This window comes from Pacificispira spongiicola, from assembly GCF_012926505.1.
Taxonomy (GTDB): Bacteria; Pseudomonadota; Alphaproteobacteria; order UBA8366; family Aestuariispiraceae; genus Pacificispira; species Pacificispira spongiicola.
Genome location: NZ_JABBNT010000004.1, coordinates 523,268 through 539,583, shown reverse-complemented (window position 1 = coordinate 539,583; position 16,316 = coordinate 523,268). Strand labels below are relative to the sequence as shown.

The 16,316-nt window shown below is 60.3% G+C and carries 13 protein-coding genes; 10 read left to right on the top strand and 3 right to left on the bottom strand.

The genetic code is table 11. The features are described from left to right. Positions 1-22: 22 nt before the first annotated feature. A complete protein-coding gene (locus HH303_RS15630) occupies positions 23-466 on the bottom strand; it encodes a hypothetical protein (RefSeq protein ID WP_169626301.1) in 444 nt (147 codons plus the stop codon). 184 nt (positions 467-650) lie between these two features. After that, positions 651-1,154, bottom strand: a complete 504-nt coding sequence (locus HH303_RS15625; protein ID WP_169626300.1) for a type III secretion system chaperone family protein — start codon at positions 1,152-1,154, stop codon at positions 651-653. Between the two features lie 358 nt (positions 1,155-1,512). On the opposite strand from HH303_RS15625, the gene HH303_RS15620 reads away from it, so the two are divergent. Further along, complete coding sequence (locus HH303_RS15620) at positions 1,513-2,481, top strand: D-2-hydroxyacid dehydrogenase (protein ID WP_169626299.1); 969 nt, start codon at positions 1,513-1,515, stop codon at positions 2,479-2,481. 9 nt (positions 2,482-2,490) lie between these two features. On the opposite strand, the gene HH303_RS15615 is transcribed toward HH303_RS15620, so the two are convergent. Beyond that, positions 2,491-4,392, bottom strand: a complete 1,902-nt coding sequence (locus tag HH303_RS15615; protein WP_169626298.1) for a propionyl-CoA synthetase — start codon at positions 4,390-4,392, stop codon at positions 2,491-2,493. Positions 4,393-4,634: 242 nt separating this feature from the next. Between HH303_RS15615 and HH303_RS15610 the strand changes: the two genes are divergently transcribed. The 9 genes from HH303_RS15610 (at position 4,635) to HH303_RS15570 (ending at position 16,153) form a co-directional block, all read left to right on the top strand. After that, entirely contained in the window at positions 4,635-7,052 is a 2,418-nt protein-coding gene (locus tag HH303_RS15610) for a HAMP domain-containing methyl-accepting chemotaxis protein (RefSeq protein WP_169626297.1), read from the top strand. A 146-nt stretch (positions 7,053-7,198) separates the two neighbouring features. Further along, positions 7,199-8,581, top strand: a complete 1,383-nt coding sequence (locus tag HH303_RS15605; RefSeq protein ID WP_169626296.1) for an aspartate aminotransferase family protein — start codon at positions 7,199-7,201, stop codon at positions 8,579-8,581. A 165-nt stretch (positions 8,582-8,746) separates the two neighbouring features. Then, positions 8,747-9,829, top strand: coding sequence for a polyamine ABC transporter substrate-binding protein (locus HH303_RS15600; RefSeq protein WP_169626295.1), 1,083 nt, complete (start codon positions 8,747-8,749; stop codon positions 9,827-9,829). A gap of 126 nt (positions 9,830-9,955) precedes the next feature. Continuing rightward, positions 9,956-10,885 (top strand): ABC transporter permease, encoded by a 930-nt coding sequence (locus tag HH303_RS15595; RefSeq protein WP_169626294.1) that lies wholly within the window; start codon positions 9,956-9,958, stop codon positions 10,883-10,885. Positions 10,886-10,888: 3 nt separating this feature from the next. Beyond that, positions 10,889-11,734, top strand: a complete 846-nt coding sequence (locus HH303_RS15590) for an ABC transporter permease (RefSeq protein ID WP_169626293.1) — start codon at positions 10,889-10,891, stop codon at positions 11,732-11,734. Further along, entirely contained in the window at positions 11,731-12,816 is a 1,086-nt protein-coding gene (locus tag HH303_RS15585) for an ABC transporter ATP-binding protein (protein WP_169626292.1), read from the top strand. The genes HH303_RS15590 and HH303_RS15585 overlap by 4 nt, the downstream gene beginning before the upstream one ends. Positions 12,817-12,951: 135 nt before the next feature. Continuing rightward, positions 12,952-14,229 carry an efflux RND transporter periplasmic adaptor subunit gene (locus tag HH303_RS15580; protein ID WP_169626291.1) on the top strand — a complete coding sequence of 426 codons (1,278 nt, stop codon included), beginning with the start codon at positions 12,952-12,954 and terminating at the stop codon, positions 14,227-14,229. An 11-nt stretch (positions 14,230-14,240) separates the two neighbouring features. Next, positions 14,241-14,951 carry an ABC transporter ATP-binding protein gene (locus tag HH303_RS15575; RefSeq protein ID WP_169626290.1) on the top strand — a complete coding sequence of 237 codons (711 nt, stop codon included), beginning with the start codon at positions 14,241-14,243 and terminating at the stop codon, positions 14,949-14,951. Beyond that, entirely contained in the window at positions 14,948-16,153 is a 1,206-nt protein-coding gene (locus tag HH303_RS15570) for an ABC transporter permease (RefSeq protein WP_169626289.1), read from the top strand. Before HH303_RS15575 ends, HH303_RS15570 begins: the two co-directional genes overlap by 4 nt. The last annotated feature ends 163 nt before the right edge of the window (positions 16,154-16,316 follow it).

The following is a 16,316-nucleotide window of genomic DNA, read 5'->3' as shown; positions in this document are numbered from 1 at the left end:
CTGAGGCGCAATCGTCGTTCTATCAGACCTTGGCCTGAAAGAAATCTTCGACCTCGCGGATCAGGGCGCCCTGCCGTTCCGCCATCGCCATCGCCTGGGCAATCGTCTCTTCGTCGAAATCCAGGCGCGCGATCACTTCGTTCAGGACCGACGATTCGCTGGCATGGAAATGATTGTCGACGAAGGCCATGACGGCCAGGGTCATCAAAAGGACAAGCTGGGAATACCGGTCGTCGAACAACGACACGTCGATCTTGCCGAACACGTCCTGTGTCGGCGGCTCCAATCCCGCTCCGACTTCCGCACGCAACAGGGTGAACAGCGCGTCTTCCTCAATCCGGATTTTCGCGTCGGCGATCATCATCCGTTTCGCCAGCGCAAGGAGGGCGGTCTTCTGGCGTATGCTCAATTTCTCGAAGAACACGGTCACATCCCCCGGCCTCGTACGCCACGGCGCCCATTTCATCCTTAGCGCCCTCCCCGTCGCCACGTCCAATACTTGCCTATACTTAACAGCAATACCCCCTAGTACCGCAAACAGTATCGACGCGAAAAGACCCTTTGACTTTATCCCCCGATATTTCCGGCAGGAAAGCCAAAGGGCCTTTCGGCAATTCTCTGCTGCGGCCTACACTCCGGCCCGCTGTATGCTACGCTTCGCCCTGACAGTCCAAAAGCGCCGCCTGCACGGCTTCTTCCGGCTTGTATCCGCCCCATAGAAGGAATTGGAACGCCGGATAAAATCGCTCGCATTCCGCCAGCGCGATATCCATCAAATCTTCCAACTGCTCGACGGAAAATCCGCTCATGCCACGGGTCGGGATCGTATGGCGATAAGTGGGGGAGCCGCTTTCCGAACAAAGGTCGAAATGCCCCATCCACATTTTTTCATTGATCAGTGCCAGCAATTCGCACACCGGTTTTCGGTGTTCGGTCGGGATCTTCATTTCGAAAGAGCATGTGTAATAAAACGCATGCATGTCCTCCCGCCAGACGAACAGCAGGCGGTAGTCACACCACCCCCCGGTCGTCTCAACCACCAATTCCTCCTCGTCCGACCGTTCGAACGGCCATTCGTTGGCTTGGAACATGGCTTCCAGGATATCGAGTGGATTGGCGCGTTGGTCGAGATGGTCGACCTGCAAACTGGTCATGGGTCCTCTCCCCTTCGATGATGCGGGGAACACTCCGCCGACCCGACCCGATCCCACGCGAACTCCGGGACCGAAGGACCCGGCGGACTCTCCGCCGTCCGTGCCCGAACCGGTTTGGCCAGCTTCTCTCCAAAGCGTTCCAGATATCGTGTTTACCGCGACATCTGGTGAACCCAACCGCGACTTAGCACAAGAACTAGACTGCCATAGCGGTTTTATCGACGCAAAATGTTTTTATTGGAAGCTTTGATGACGCACTCCCCGATTTCCGCCTTCCCGCCGTCTCGCAGACGCGAAAAAAGCCTGACGAACCGGGCTTCTATTGCTAGCGTCGCCGTCCATTCGAACAGGAGTTTCCATGACCGACCAACACCGCCTTCTTCTCGTCATCGAAGATCAGGAAGCGATCGAACCCATGATCCGATCGCGTTTTCCCGCCCTGGAAACCTATGTTTTCCGGGCCGAAGACCGGATTGAGGAGGTCATGGAGCGATTCGCGCCGACCATCGCCTTTGTGACGGTCAGCGACCATATGCCGAAACCGGATTTCGTGAAGATTCTCTACACCCCGGCCATGCAATGGTTTTCCAACGGGGCGGCCGGTGTCGAACATCTGGGACAATGGGATCCGCAGGCAGTCACGGTCACCAATGCGTCGGGCGTCAACGCCCGCTATTTGGCGCAATATACGATCGCCGCGCATATGTCGGCGAATATCCGCATGCCCGACTATGCCGCACAGCAGCGAGACAAGAACTGGCTCGTCCATCCCTGGGTGCCGTTCGAGGGCCGCCGGTTTTGCGTCGCCGGACTGGGCAAGATCGGCCAGGAAGTCGCCCGCCTCGCAAAGGGACTGGGCATGGTGACGACCGGCACACGCGGCACGGCCCGCCCAACCGACCATGTCGACGAAGTCTACGGCGCGGACGACCTGACGAAGGCCTTGGAGGGGGCGGATTTCGTATCGGTCCATGCCGCGCATACGCCGGAAACGGAAGGCATGTTCAACGCCGATACCTTCGCCGCGATGAAGGACGGCGCGATCTTCGTCAATGCCGCCCGTGGGGCTCTGGTTGACGAATCGGCGCTGATCGACGCCTTGGATTCGGGAAAAATCCGCACGGCCATCCTTGACGTCTTTCAAACGGAACCGCTGCCCGAAGACAGCCCGCTATGGACGCATCCGAACGTTATCGTGACGCCGCACATGGCGGATACGGTGACCAGTTGGGAGCTGAACTTCGCCCGCGCCTTCGCCGACAATCTCGATCAATGGCTCAAGGGTGAGCCAATGACCAATATCGTGGACCCGGCGAAAGGGTATTAGACCCCGGTCTCAACGTCCGCCCGCGAGGCCGATTCCTTTCAGGTTCTCGGCGATCTCGTCCAGGATTTCCGGATCGTCGATCGTCGCGGGGACCTTGAAATCCTTGCCGTCGGCGATGGACACCATGGTGCCGCGCAGGATTTTGCCCGACCGCGTCTTCGGCAGCCGTTTGACGACGGTAGCCGATTTGAACGCGGCGACCGGGCCGATCTTGTCGCGCACCAGTTGGACGACTTCCTTCACGATCTCCGCGTCCGGGCGGTCGACCCCCGCCTTCAGAACCAGGAAACCGACGGGCATCTGCCCCTTCAAGGCGTCGGACACGCCGATCACCGCGCATTCCGCAACATCGGGGTGGGAGGCCAAGACCTCCTCCATGCCGCCGGTGGACAGGCGGTGCCCGGCGACGTTGATGACGTCGTCAATGCGCGACATGACGAAGATATAGCCGTCTTCATCCATATAGCCCGCATCGCCGGTCTTATAGTAACCGGGATAATCGGCCAGATAGCTGTCAATATACCGCTGATCCGCATTCCACAGGGTGGGCAGGCAGCTCGGCGGCAGCGGCAGCTTGATGCAGATCGCCCCCATATCGCCGCGCGGCACTTCCTTCAGATGTTCGTCGATCACCTGCACATCGTATCCGGCGACGGCGCGCGTCGGCGATCCGGGCTTCACCGGCAGGGGTTCGATCCCCATGCAATTGGCCGCGATGGACCAGCCGGTTTCCGTCTGCCACCAGTGATCGATGACCGGCACTTTCAGCATGTCCTGCGCCCAGGCCAGCGTGTCCGGATCGCAGCGTTCGCCTGCCAGAAACAGCATTCGGAATTTGGACAGATCGTATTTACCGATCAGCGCGCCTTTCGGGTCTTCCTTCTTGATTGCGCGGAATGCGGTCGGCGCGGTGAACAGCGTTGTCACACCGTGTTCTTCGATCACCCGCCAGAAGGTACCGGCGTCGGGTGTGCCGACCGGCTTTCCTTCGAACATCAGGGTCGTGCAGCCATGCAGCAGCGGGCCATAGACGATATAGGAATGCCCGACGACCCAGCCGACATCGGACGCGGCCCAATAGACCTCCCCCGGGTCGACGTCGTAGATGTGTTTCATCGACCATTTCAGGGCGACCATATGGCCGCCATTGTCGCGCACCACGCCCTTCGGCTGCCCGGTCGTGCCGGAGGTATAAAGGATATACAATGGGTCCGTCGCCTTCACGGGCACGCAATCCGCAGGCGTCGCCGTCTCCAGCGCCGCCTTCCAATCGCGGTCGCGGCCTTCGGCCAGTTCCCATGAAGCCTCATCACGCGCGACGACCAGCAGCCCTTCCACGATACCGGGGGCAAGCTTCATTGCGGCTTCGACAAGCGGCTGATAGGCGATAACGCGGCCCGGCTCGATCCCGCAGGACGCAGTGACAATCGCCTTCGGCTTCGCGTCCTTGATACGGGTCGACAGCTCATTCGCCGCGAACCCGCCGAAAACGACGGAATGAATGGCGCCGATCCGCGCGCAGGCCAGCATCGCGACCGCCGCTTGCGGGATCATCGGCATATAAATGATAACGCGGTCGCCCTTTTCGACGCCCATATCGCGCAAAACGCCGGCACAGCGCGCGACCTTATCCTTCAATTCGGAATAGGTGATCGTCTTCTGACGGCCGGTGATCGGGCTGTCGTAGATGATCGCGGCCTGATCGCCACGCTCACCATCCGCATGCCGGTCGACGGCATTGTAGCAGGTATTGCACTCAGCCCCCGCGAACCACTTGTAGAAATGCGGTGCCCCCGACCGGTCTAGGACCGTGTCCCACGGTTTGTACCAGTCGATTTCCTGTGCAGCCTCGCCCCAGAACGCTTCCGGGTTGTCGATACTTTGCCGATAAATCCGATCCAGATCGCCCATTTTCCACGCTTCTCCCTCGATGAACTGCTCGCAAGCCGCTGTTCAACGCTTCCATTATTTGACCTTTGCGGAAAGTTTTCAGGAAAGGCCGCGTTCCGACAAGGGGCGAATTGGCGCATCTGGCGCCCCAAAATTGCGAATTGTGAGAAAAACTCAAAAAACCTTCATCAAAAATTTACGAATTGGACATCATCGATAGTATGGCGATAACGCGGTTTAAAAAAACACAGGGTGGAAGTTTCATGCGCATCGACGATATCAAGATATCGATGAAGCTCGGTATCGGGTTTGCCTTCATGGCCGTTCTGATCCTGGTTGTCGGTTTTGTCGGCTACAGGGGGTTGTCGGCTTTTTCCGAAGGGGGCGAGACGGTACAACTGAGCGACAAGGTCACCGGGTCGCTGGCACAGGCGCGCGTTTTTTCCGAACGCTATGTCCGGACCGGCGATATCGCAGACCACGACGCAACCATCGCGCAGATCGATGCCACGCGGGAACTGCTATCCGAACTGGCGGATAAACTGTCTGGCAGCGAAACCGCCGTTTTGGAATCGGCCTCCGCAGCGCTCGACACATTCGCACAGAATTTCAGCGGCTATCACGAAGCCCGGGACGAACAGACCAAGCAGGAACAGGAACTCGACAACACCCTGTCCTTCATCCTGGACGCGGTTGAGGAAACCGCAAACCGTCAGCGCGAAAGTCTGACCGAGGCACAAAACGCCGCGAAGACCGTCAAGGACGCTCAGGAGGTCGCCTTCACCCTGCTGGACCGGGTCAATGAATTACGCGATCAAGTTCGGCAGGCGGCCTTGGAGGCGTCCATCTATCGCTATACCCAACGTCAGGATTCGGCGGATATCGTCGCGAAACTGATGGAGACGATCGGCGAGGACACGCAAGTCGTCGTCGATATGATCGTGGGTACCGACCTTGAAACCGAAGGCAATGTGATCGCGAAATCCATCAAGGATTACCAGAAGGCCTTCAACAAGGTCGTGAAGAATCCGAACAGTTTCTCCGCCTCGATCGAGGCCGATAGCGCACTCGCCCGGTTCATGGCCGCGGTATCCAAAATCGCCGGCATACAGCACGAAGCGTATGGCCGGGCGACACGTGAGGCCGCCCGTGTGACCAGCCAATTGGCCCGTCTGCAATTGGTGGAACGTCAGGCGTCGTCGCTGATGATGACCAGCCTGCAATTAAACGACCTGAAACTGGAATTCGGTTTTGCGAACAACCAGGAAGACTACGACACAAATCTGTCCCGCGTTCAGGAAGTCCTGTTGAACATGGGCCGCGAGTCGAACCGGATCAAATCCATGCTGTTCGAACCGGAAACGCAGCAGGCCATGGAACATATCCGAACCGCGACCGAGGCCTATGGCGTGGACTATCAGGTTCTCCACGACCAGGCCCTGGTCGGTCTGGCTGCCACGGACGCGATGGAAACGGCCGCCCGGGACCTCGGCACCGCCAGCGCCACGCTTGCCGAAACCGGCGGTGAAATCCTGGAGTCAACCCAGAACCAAAGCCTCGTAATGATCGGTTTGGGCGTCGTGATCGCCTTGCTGATGGCGGCGGGGAACGGTCTGCTGACCCATTTCCGTATCACGATGCCGCTGGCCCGGCTGTCCGACGCCATGAAGTATCTAGCAGACGGCGATACCGGCGTAGAGGTGCCGGGGGCGACCCGCGGCGACGAAATCGGCGACATGGCCAAAACGGTCGAGGTCTTCAAACAGAATGGCGAGGAAAAGGCCCGTCTGGAATCCGAACAGGCCGATATGGAACACCGCGCACAAGAAGAAAAACGCAAGGCGACCGAAGCCCTGGCCGCGTCTTTCGAACAATCCGTACTGGGCGTTCTGAACGCGGTTGGGGATGCGACGAAGCAAATCCGCACCGCCGTATCCTCCATGCGCGAAAGCGCTGCCGGGACGACGCAATCCACCGACACAGCGGCTTCCGCCTCGCAACTGGCGAGCGACAATGTTCAGGCCGTGGCGGCGGCGGCGGAGGAACTGGCCGCGACCGTGTCCGAAGTCCGGCGCCAGATTTCCACCTGTGTGGAAGTCGCGACGGAAGCGAGGAATTCGGCCCTGGAAACGGATACCGCCATTCAGGAACTGGCCAAATCGGCGGACCAGATCGGCGAGGCGGTGCGGCTGATTTCCGATATCGCGGAGCAGACCAACCTGCTGGCCCTGAACGCGACGATCGAGGCGGCCCGTGCGGGCGAGGCCGGCAAGGGTTTTGCCGTCGTCGCGAACGAGGTCAAATCCCTGGCCAACCAGACCGGCAGCGCAACCGAAGAAATCTCCAGCCTCGTCAAGGCGATCCAGGGCAGTACGGACGACGCCGTGTCCCGCATCAAACGGATCGCCGAAACCGCCAATTCGGTGAACGAGGTCATTTCCAGCGTTGCCTCGGCCATGGAGGAGCAAGGCTCCGCCAGCGCCGAAATCGCCCGCAGTGCGGAAGGTGCGGCGGACGGCACATCGCAGATGGTCGGCAGCATCGGGTCGGTTCGAGAGTCGGCACAAACGACCGGTTCCCTGGCCGACGACCTGATGGGCGATGTCGAAGAATTGGATCGTGGATCTGCGGAACTGTCGAAAGCGGTCGACGGCTTCTTGGGTAAACTGCGCAGCGCATAAGGGAAAAACACGGTCAGGAAAGGATTCTCGCAAACCCCGGTTCGGAATGTGATCACAAGACTTTCATAATGTGATCACATTTGCTAGCCTACGCGCCACTGCCAGATCGGCGATCTTTATTCATCGTAGTTTGCGAGGACCCTTTCATGACTGAACCCCTGCGGAATCTGGATATCGAGGAACTGGTACGCCTCGACACGGCCCATCACCTTCATCCCTTCACGGATTACAAGGCGCTGGCCGCGGAAGGCGGCTCCCGGATCATCACGCGGGCGGAAGGCGTCTACCTCTATGACGGGCACAACAACAAGATCATCGACGGCATGGCGGGCCTGTGGTGCGTCAATGTCGGTTACGGCCGGGACGATCTGGCGGAACTCGCCATGCAGCAGATGAAGGTGCTGCCCTACTACAACACCTTCTTCAAAACCGCGACGGCACCGTCCATCGAATTGGCGGCCAAGGTCGCGTCCAAGCTGCCCGCGAACTTCAACCACGTTTTCTTCGCCAATTCCGGGTCGGAAGCCAACGACACGCAGCTGCGCATGGTCCATCACTACTGGCAATGCGCCGGACAGCCGGAAAAGCGATTCGTCATCAGCCGCGAAAACGCCTATCACGGGTCCACGGTCGCGGGTGCGTCCCTGGGCGGCATGGGACCGATGCACAAACAAGGCGGTAAGCTGATCCCGACGATCCACCACGTCATGCAGCCCTATTGGTACAAGCTGGGCGGCGACATGACGCCGGAGGAATTCGGTCTGGCGGCGGCCAAGTCCCTGGAAGACAAAATCCTGGAACTGGGTCCGGAAAATGTCGGCGCCTTCATCGGCGAACCGATCCAGGGCGCCGGCGGCGTCATCATTCCGCCGTCGACCTACTGGCCGGAAATCAACCGCATCTGCAAGAAATACGACATCCTGCTGATCTGCGACGAGGTCATCTGCGGCTTCGGTCGGACGGGTAACTGGTTCGGTCTGGAAACTTTCGGCATCGAACCGGATCTGATCACCATGGCGAAGGGCCTGTCGTCGGGCTATCTGCCAATCGCCGCGACCGGCGTTTCGGACCGGGTGGCGAACACGATCATCGAAAACGGCGGCGAATTCTATCACGGCTATACCTATTCCGGGCATCCGGTGGCCTGCGCGGTCGCGCTGCGCAACATCGAGATCATGGAAGAGGAAAAGCTGGTCGAGAACACCCGCGACGTCGCCGGACCGCATCTGGCGAAGCGTCTGGCCGAACTGGCGGACCACCCGCTGGTCGGCGAGGTCCGCAGCGTCGGCCTGATCGGCGCCATCGAATTGGTGAAGGACAAGAAAACCCGCGAACGGTTCGATCCGCTGGGCAAGGTCGGCACCATGTGCCGCGACCATTTCTTCAAGCGCAACGCGATCATGCGCGCTTGCGGCGACACAATGGTTCTGTCGCCGCCGCTGGTCATCACCCCGGCGGAAATCGACGCCTTGATCGATGTCGCGAAGGAATGCATCGACGCCACCGCGAAGGATATTGGGGTAATGTGACGCGGGATCGCGGTCGGAGGCCGAGGAACGCATTGACAGGGCCTTGCTTTCAATGCCCTGATTCAACCGCGAGCTAGCCTCGGCACCGACCGGATCAAATTTTCCGGCAACCCGGATCCGTCAAATGAGGTTCGGGTGCCGATCCAAACTGAAGGAGAACAGGGTATGTCTAACAAAATTCGTAACGGCCTGACCCGCCGCAGCATGCTGCAGGCGTCGATCGCTGGCGCGGGTGCCGCCTGGGCCGGTATCAGCTTCGGGCCGAAGGCCTTCGCCGACGAAGAAGCGAAGGTCAATTTCTATAACTGGGATACCTATATCGGCGAAACGACGCTGGGCGACTTCGAAAACCTGACCGGTGTCGAAGCCAACATGTCGCTGTTTGCGGATAATGACGAGTTGTTCGCGAAACTGCGCGAAGGCAATCCCGGTTTCGACGTCATCGTCCCGTCCGACACCTATGTCGCGCGCATGTTGGCGGCCGACATGCTGGAACCGCTGGATTACAGCCTTATCCCGAACACGAAGAACCTGAACCCGCTGTTCACCGACGCCGCCTATGATCCGGGCCGGAAGCATTCCGTGACCTATATGTGGGGCACGATGGGCCTCGGCGTCCGGAAGAGTGCGACGGACGGCATTACCAGTTGGAAAGATGTCTTCGAAAGCGACAAATATGCGGGCCGCATCGCCATCCTGTCAGAAAGCACGGCGATGATCGGCATGGCGTCCATGTATCTCGGTACCGGCATGAACCCGACCAGCCAGGCCGATATCGACGCCGCCGTCGATCTGTTGATCAAGCAGAAGCCTGCTTTCAAGGCGATTGCCGAAGACAACGGCCAGGATTTGCTGGCGTCCGGCGAAGTCGACGTCACCATCGAATGGTCCGGCGATATCGGTCAGGTCATGTTGGAAGACGACGACATCGATTACGTCATCCCGAAGGAAGGCTCCCTGATCTGGGCGGATAACCTGTGCATTCCGAAGGGCGCGCCGCATCCGATGAACGCCCATAAGTTCATCAACTACATCCTCGACGCCCAGGCCGGTGCGCTGATCGCGGACTACATCCAGTACGCGACGCCGAACCAGGCCGCCCGCGCCCTGCTGAACGACAGCTATAACAAGAACCCCTCGGTTTTCCCGCCGGATGAGGTTCTGGCCAAATGCGAATGGCAAATCTATCAGGGCGAGGAAATCTCGCGCATGAAGGATGAAGCCTGGACGCGCTTCCTGGCCGCCTAACCCGATCCGACAGGCCCCGCCGAACCACAGGTTCCGGCGGGGTCTTTCTTTCGGGCGTCTAATTTAGGCATAATCCGGTGCGGACCCGCCCATTCGGGTCGGTCCATTGGGGGAAAGCTGGCGGGTATGGATTCCTGGTATAAATTCAAACGCGTCTTTCTATCGGTCGGGGTTCCGCCGACTTTCTGGCTGGTCGCCTTCTTTCTGGTGCCGCTCGCTCTGATCTGGGTGTTCAGCTTCGGGGAAAAGACCGGCGTCGTCGGGATCGATATCACCTGGACGATCGATAACTATATCCGGGCGTTCAATCCGGACATTCTGAAGATTTTCGCAAAGTCCCTTTGGCTGGCGATCGCAGCGACCGTGATATGCCTGTTCGTCGGCCTGCCCGTCGCATTGGGCATCGTCTATGCGCCGTCCAAATGGAAGGGGCTGCTGCTCCTCGGCATCATGCTGCCGTTCTGGACCAACCTGCTGATCCGCACCTATGCATTGATCGCGGTGTTGCGAACGCGCGGTTACGTCAATTTCACGCTGGAATGGTTCGACGCGAAAATCCGCGTCCTGTTCGATCTGTTCGGCATGGGTGGTATCGCCACGGCGTTGCTGGGCGAGCGATTCCAAGCGCTGGAACTTCTGTACAACGACAATGCGGTCATTCTCGGCCTCGTCTACGTGCACCTGCCGTTCATGGTCCTGCCGCTCTACGCCGCGCTGGAACGCCTCGACCGTTCATATCTGGAGGCAAGCCTGGACCTGGGTGCCGGGCATCTGCGCACCTTGTGGAACGTCGTCGTACCACTGGCCCTGCCCGGCATCATTTCCGGCATCATCATCACCTTCATCCCGGCGCTGGGCAGCTTCCTGACGCCGGACCTTTTGGGCGGGCCGGACAGCGCGATGATAGCAACCATTATCGAACGTCAGTTCAAATCCGCGAATGACTGGCCCTTTGGATCGGCCCTGTCCTTCCTGCTGATGTACATCACTTTCGGTGCGCTTGCGCTTAGGGCCGTCATGGCGAAGCGCGGCGGCAGCGACGGATTGGAGGGCTGACCCATGGCACGACGCAGCCTATTCGGAAAAGATCCCGCCGGACCGCTGGACTACCTGCGGAAATGGCCGTTGCTGACGGTCATGGCAGCGACCTTCATCTTCCTGTATGTGCCGTTGCTGACGCTGATGGCGTACAGCTTCAACGACAGCCGCCGCAACATCGTCTGGCGCGGCTTCACGACGGATTATTACGGGAAGCTTTTCAACAACACCGACCTGATGATCGCCTTCGGGAACTCGCTCACCATCGCGCTTTTCTCGACGATTTTCTCGCTGGTGCTGGGGGCGATGGTCGCCATCCTGCTGTGGCGTTTCAAGTTCCCGCTGAAGCCGCTGTATGAAGGTACGATGGCCCTGCCGATCGTCATTCCGGAAATCTGCATGGGGGTCGCGATGCTGGCCTTTTTCGCGCGGATCGGATGGCCCAACGATCTGATCTGGCCGATTAATCTGGCGAATATCATCATCGCGCATATCAGCTTCACCTTCCCCTTCGTCGCGGTCATCATCCGCGCCCGCCTCGCCGGGTTCAATCGGGAGCAGGAGGAAGCGGCCCGCGACCTGGGCGCCGGGGATTGGGAGGTCTACCGCGATGTCATCATCCCGCATATGAAGCCGGGTCTGGTGGCCGGCGGGTTGCTGGCCTTCACCCTGTCGCTAGACGATTTCGTGATCACCTTCTTCACCTCCGGCCCCGAAACCGTGACCTTCCCGGTCAAGGTCTATTCCATGGTGCGGTTCTCCGTCACGCCGGAGGTCAACGCGGCCTCCACCGTCCTGATCGTCATCACCGTTCTCCTAACCGCCATCGGCCTGTGGCTGCAGAATAAAGGGACTGCCAAGAAATGACCCCGATCATCGGCATCCAATCGATTACCAAGAATTACGGCGGCGAAGTGCTGGCCGTGGACGACGTGTCCCTGGACATCCGACCCGGCGAATTCTTCGCCCTTCTGGGCCCCAGCGGCTGCGGCAAGACCACCTTGCTGCGCATGATCGCGGGCTTCGAAGTTCCCAGCGCGGGCAAGATCCTGATCGACGGTCAGGATATGAGCAACGTTCCGCCGAACAAGCGGCCGGTGAACATGGTCTTCCAATCCTATGCCGTCTTTCCGCATATGACGGTGGCGGACAATGTCGCCTATGGCTTGAAGATGGACGGCGTTTCCAAGTCGGATGCCGCCGGTCGCGTGGAAGAAGCCCTGGGACTGGTCCAACTGCCGGGCTATGGCAATCGTATGCCGGATCAATTGTCCGGCGGTCAACGGCAGCGCGTCGCCCTTGCCCGCGCCTTGGTAAAGCGACCGAAGGTCCTGTTGCTGGACGAGCCGCTGTCTGCCCTCGACGCCAAATTGCGCGAGGCGATGCAGTTGGAACTGCGCAACCTGCAGGCCACGGTCGGCATCACCTTCGTCATGGTCACCCACGATCAGGACGAGGCATTGAGCATGGCCGACCGGGTCGCGGTCATGGAAAACGGGGTGGTGAAGCAACTGGCCCCGCCGCGCGACCTATACGAATATCCGTCCTGCCGCTTCGTGGCGGATTTCATCGGCAAGATGAACTTGTTCCAGGGCAAGGTCACGAACAGCGCGTCCGGGGAAATCACCGTCGGCGTCGATGGGATCGGCGATATCCGCGTACCGCATGACGGCGCGGCCTCGGGAGAAATCGGCATCGCCATACGCCCGGAAAAAGCATCCGTCAGCGCCGAAAAGCCGGAAGGGGCGGACACGGTCGCCATCGAAGGCACGATCATCCAGATCGCCTATCACGGCGACGAAAGCCATGTCTTCGTGAAGACGGATAACGGCCTAACCGTTTCCGTCACCTGCCCGAACCGCACCCGCACCATCGACGATATCGCCAATCACGGCGACCGTCGCTGGGTCAGTTGGAACCGGGGCGACACGTTGGTCCTGGCCGAATAAGGCGTCGGCACGCGACCGATCGCCGCCGGTCGCTTTTTGCGACGGAATTCCGGTGTAGCGTCGTCTTAACAAGGGGAAGACTTTCTTTCCCTTTCCTTTTCGGCCGTTCGGCCGGTGTTGAGACGAGGCGCAACGGTGACCCATTCACAATCCGATCCTTCCGACATCCAGAAAACCCTCGGCATCGGTAAATCGGGCCGCCCCGCCCGGCACCGCCTGGGGCGCCCCTTGCTGATCGCCGCGGTCCTGCTGGCCCTGGGCGGCGGTTGGTATCTGGGGTGGGGGCCATCCGGATCGGGGCAGGAAATCCGCTTCATTTCCCAACCGGCGGAAAAAACCGACCTGATCGTCGTCGTGACCGCCACCGGGTCCATCGAACCCTTGAACGTGGTGGAGGTATCCAGCGAACTGTCCGGAATCCTGCGCACCGTATCGGTCGACTTCAACGACCCGGTCACGGAAGGTCAGATTCTCGCCATCCTGGATACGGACAAGCTGCAGGCGACCGTCGCCAGTTCCCGGGCGCAGCTTGCCGCCGCGAAGGCCCGCGTGCGGGAGGCAGAGGCCACCCTGCGCGAAAAGAAACTGGCGCTGGACCGGATGGCCGCGCTGGTCAGCCGCAAGGCCGTATCGCCCCAGGACGTGGACACGGCGCAGGCCGATTACGACCGCGCCGCCGCCGCCATCGACAGCGCGAAGGCCGATGTCGCCGTCGCGGATGCGGAGTTGCAAGTCAATGTCACCAATTTGTCGAAGGCCAATATCCTGTCCCCGATCAGCGGTGTCGTTCTGGACCGCGCCGCCGAACCCGGCCAGACCGTTGCCTCCAGCCTGCAAGCGCCGGTCCTGTTCACCCTGGCGGAAGACCTGACGAAGATGCAGGTGGAGGTCGATGTGGACGAGGCCGATGTCGGTCAGGTCCGAGAAGGCCAGCGCGCGAGTTTCACCGTCGATGCCTATCCCAACCGGGACTTCGAGGCGACGATCCGGGAATTGCGCTACGGATCGGAAACCATTCAGGGCGTCGTCACCTATAAGGCGATCCTGACCGCCGACAATCCGGACCTGTTGCTTCGCCCCGGCATGACCGCGACGGCGGAAATCGTGATCGAGGACCTGCGCGGTGTCATCACCGTGCCGAACACCGCGTTACGTTTCAGCCCCCCTGTGCAGGAGGCCGACAGCGGCAGCTTCCTGGACATATTGATGCCCGGTCCGCGCCGCATATTACGCGCCCCCAGCAAACCGGCGGTTTCCGGCCCGGACCGAACGCTTTGGGTGCTGGAAAACGGCGCGCCGGTCGGCGTCCCGGTACGGATCGGGGTGAGCGACGGCAGCCGAACACAGATTGTAGACGGCGCCATCTCAGATGGTCAGGGCGTCCTCGTCGATACTGAAACCGGTACACGGTGAGGGACCGGGGCATGGCGACGGATCCACCGCTGATCGCCTTCGACGCGGTCACCAAAAGCTACGGTACCGGCGAGGCCCTGGTGCATGCCCTGGCCGGGGTGGACCTGCGCATCGACGAAGGCGAATTCGTCGCGATCATGGGGCCGTCCGGGTCCGGCAAGTCCACCTGCATGAACATCATCGGCAGCCTGGACACGCCCAGCAGCGGATCCTACCGCTTCAAGGGGGTCGATGTCGGCACGCTGAACCGCGATCAACTGGCCCTATTGCGGCGGCATTATCTAGGCTTCGTCTTTCAGGGGTTCAACCTGCTGGCCCGAACCACGGCGGTGGAGAATGTCGAACTGCCGCTGATCTATCGCGGCATGCGCGCGGCGGAACGGCGGGAACGGGCGTTGCAGGCCCTGGAATCCGTCGGTCTGGCGGACCGTGCAACGCATACCCCGAACGAGCTGTCCGGCGGACAGCAACAGCGCGTCGCCATCGCGCGGGCCATCGTCACCGACCCCTATGTCCTGCTGGCGGACGAACCAACCGGGAATGTCGACACCAAAACCAGCGTGGCGATTATGGAGCTACTGGCCCGCCTGAACGCCGACCGGGGGATCACCATCCTGATGGTGACCCATGAACCCGACATGGCGGAATACGCCCAGCGTATCATCCAATTCCGCGATGGACTGATCGACTCCGACGCCCGCAACGGGAAGGTCTCCGCATGATCTATGAAACCCTGAAACTCGCGCTACAGGCCATCCGGCGAAATGTCCTGCGATCCTTTCTGACGCTGCTGGGGATCGTCATCGGCGTCGGTGCGGTCATCGCCATGGTGACCATCGGCAACGGCACGACGGCCAAGATCGAAGAGCAGATGTCCAAGCTGGGCTCCAACCTGCTCTTCGTCATCCCGGGCCAATTGGGGCCGCGGCGGGCCAGCGCCACCGCGCAACCTTTCGATGCCCGCGACGTCGATGCCCTGCGCGACCAGTTGCGCAACGTTCAGGCCGTCGCCCCGGTATCCAGCAGCAGCAAGACCATCGTTTTCGGATCGGAGAATCGATCCGTCACCGTTATCGGCACGGATAACGGCTATTTCACCACCCAGGCGCTGGATATTACCGACGGGCGCCAATTCCTGGACAGCGAATTGCGCGGCGGACAGGCGGTCTGCCTGATCGGGGAGACGGTTAGGGAAAAGCTGTTTGGGTCGCTGAACCCCGTCGGGGCAACGATCCGCGTCGATACCGTGTCCTGCGACGTCATCGGCCTGCTGGCCGCAAAAGGGCAGTCCGGCTTCGGCCAGGATCAGGACGATGTCGTGTTGATGCCGCTGCGCACCTTCCAGCGGCGGTTGGCTGGGAATTCGGATATCGGTCGGATTTACGTTTCCGCCGCCACCAAGGACGAAACGGCGAAGGTGCAAAAGGATATCGAATGGCTGCTGCGCGAACGCCGCCGGATCACGGCGGGCAAGGATGACGATTTCGCCGTCGCCGACATGCAGCAGATCATTTCCGCCCAAACCGCGACGACGTCCAGCATGACCATCCTTCTGGGCGCGGTCGCGGGTGTCAGCCTGCTGGTCGGCGGGATCGGCATCATGAATATCATGCTGGTATCCGTGACGGAACGGACGCGAGAAATCGGTATCCGTCTGGCCATCGGTGCGACGGAAAATCAGGTCCTGATGCAGTTCCTGGTGGAAGCCGTCGTGCTCTCCCTGATCGGCGGCGTGTCCGGTGTGGTGCTTGGATTGGGCCTTGCCGGAACGGCGGTGGGACTGATGAGAATTCCGTTCATTCTGGACGCCGACATCGTTCTGCTCGCCTTCGGGTTTTCGGCCCTGATCGGGGTCGTCTTCGGCTACTTTCCCGCCCGCCGCGCCGCCCATCTGAATCCGATAGAGGCCCTGAGGCATGAATAGAGAAGTCGCATAATTATTCCTTTTATGTTCTTTTTATATTGACTATAATAATTGCCCGTGATAGTGAGAAATCGATCCTATAAAAGGCGGCTTCACCCCCGCCTTTTATGTCAAACACACAAAGAACAAAAAGGGAACTTTTATGCATGAATTTCCTGATCCG

What these genes read in the sequence shown, in the direction of transcription:
- HH303_RS15630 (WP_169626301.1), bottom strand. Translation starts at nt 466, where the DNA reads ATGAAATGGGCGCCGTGGCGTACGAGGCCGGGGGATGTGACCGTGTTC.
- HH303_RS15625 (WP_169626300.1), bottom strand. Translation starts at nt 1,154, where the DNA reads ATGACCAGTTTGCAGGTCGACCATCTCGACCAACGCGCCAATCCACTC.
- HH303_RS15620 (WP_169626299.1), top strand. Translation starts at nt 1,513, where the DNA reads ATGACCGACCAACACCGCCTTCTTCTCGTCATCGAAGATCAGGAAGCG.
- HH303_RS15615 (WP_169626298.1), bottom strand. Translation starts at nt 4,392, where the DNA reads ATGGGCGATCTGGATCGGATTTATCGGCAAAGTATCGACAACCCGGAA.
- HH303_RS15610 (WP_169626297.1), top strand. Translation starts at nt 4,635, where the DNA reads ATGCGCATCGACGATATCAAGATATCGATGAAGCTCGGTATCGGGTTT.
- HH303_RS15605 (WP_169626296.1), top strand. Translation starts at nt 7,199, where the DNA reads ATGACTGAACCCCTGCGGAATCTGGATATCGAGGAACTGGTACGCCTC.
- HH303_RS15600 (WP_169626295.1), top strand. Translation starts at nt 8,747, where the DNA reads ATGTCTAACAAAATTCGTAACGGCCTGACCCGCCGCAGCATGCTGCAG.
- HH303_RS15595 (WP_169626294.1), top strand. Translation starts at nt 9,956, where the DNA reads ATGGATTCCTGGTATAAATTCAAACGCGTCTTTCTATCGGTCGGGGTT.
- HH303_RS15590 (WP_169626293.1), top strand. Translation starts at nt 10,889, where the DNA reads ATGGCACGACGCAGCCTATTCGGAAAAGATCCCGCCGGACCGCTGGAC.
- HH303_RS15585 (WP_169626292.1), top strand. Translation starts at nt 11,731, where the DNA reads ATGACCCCGATCATCGGCATCCAATCGATTACCAAGAATTACGGCGGC.
- HH303_RS15575 (WP_169626290.1), top strand. Translation starts at nt 14,241, where the DNA reads ATGGCGACGGATCCACCGCTGATCGCCTTCGACGCGGTCACCAAAAGC.
- HH303_RS15570 (WP_169626289.1), top strand. Translation starts at nt 14,948, where the DNA reads ATGATCTATGAAACCCTGAAACTCGCGCTACAGGCCATCCGGCGAAAT.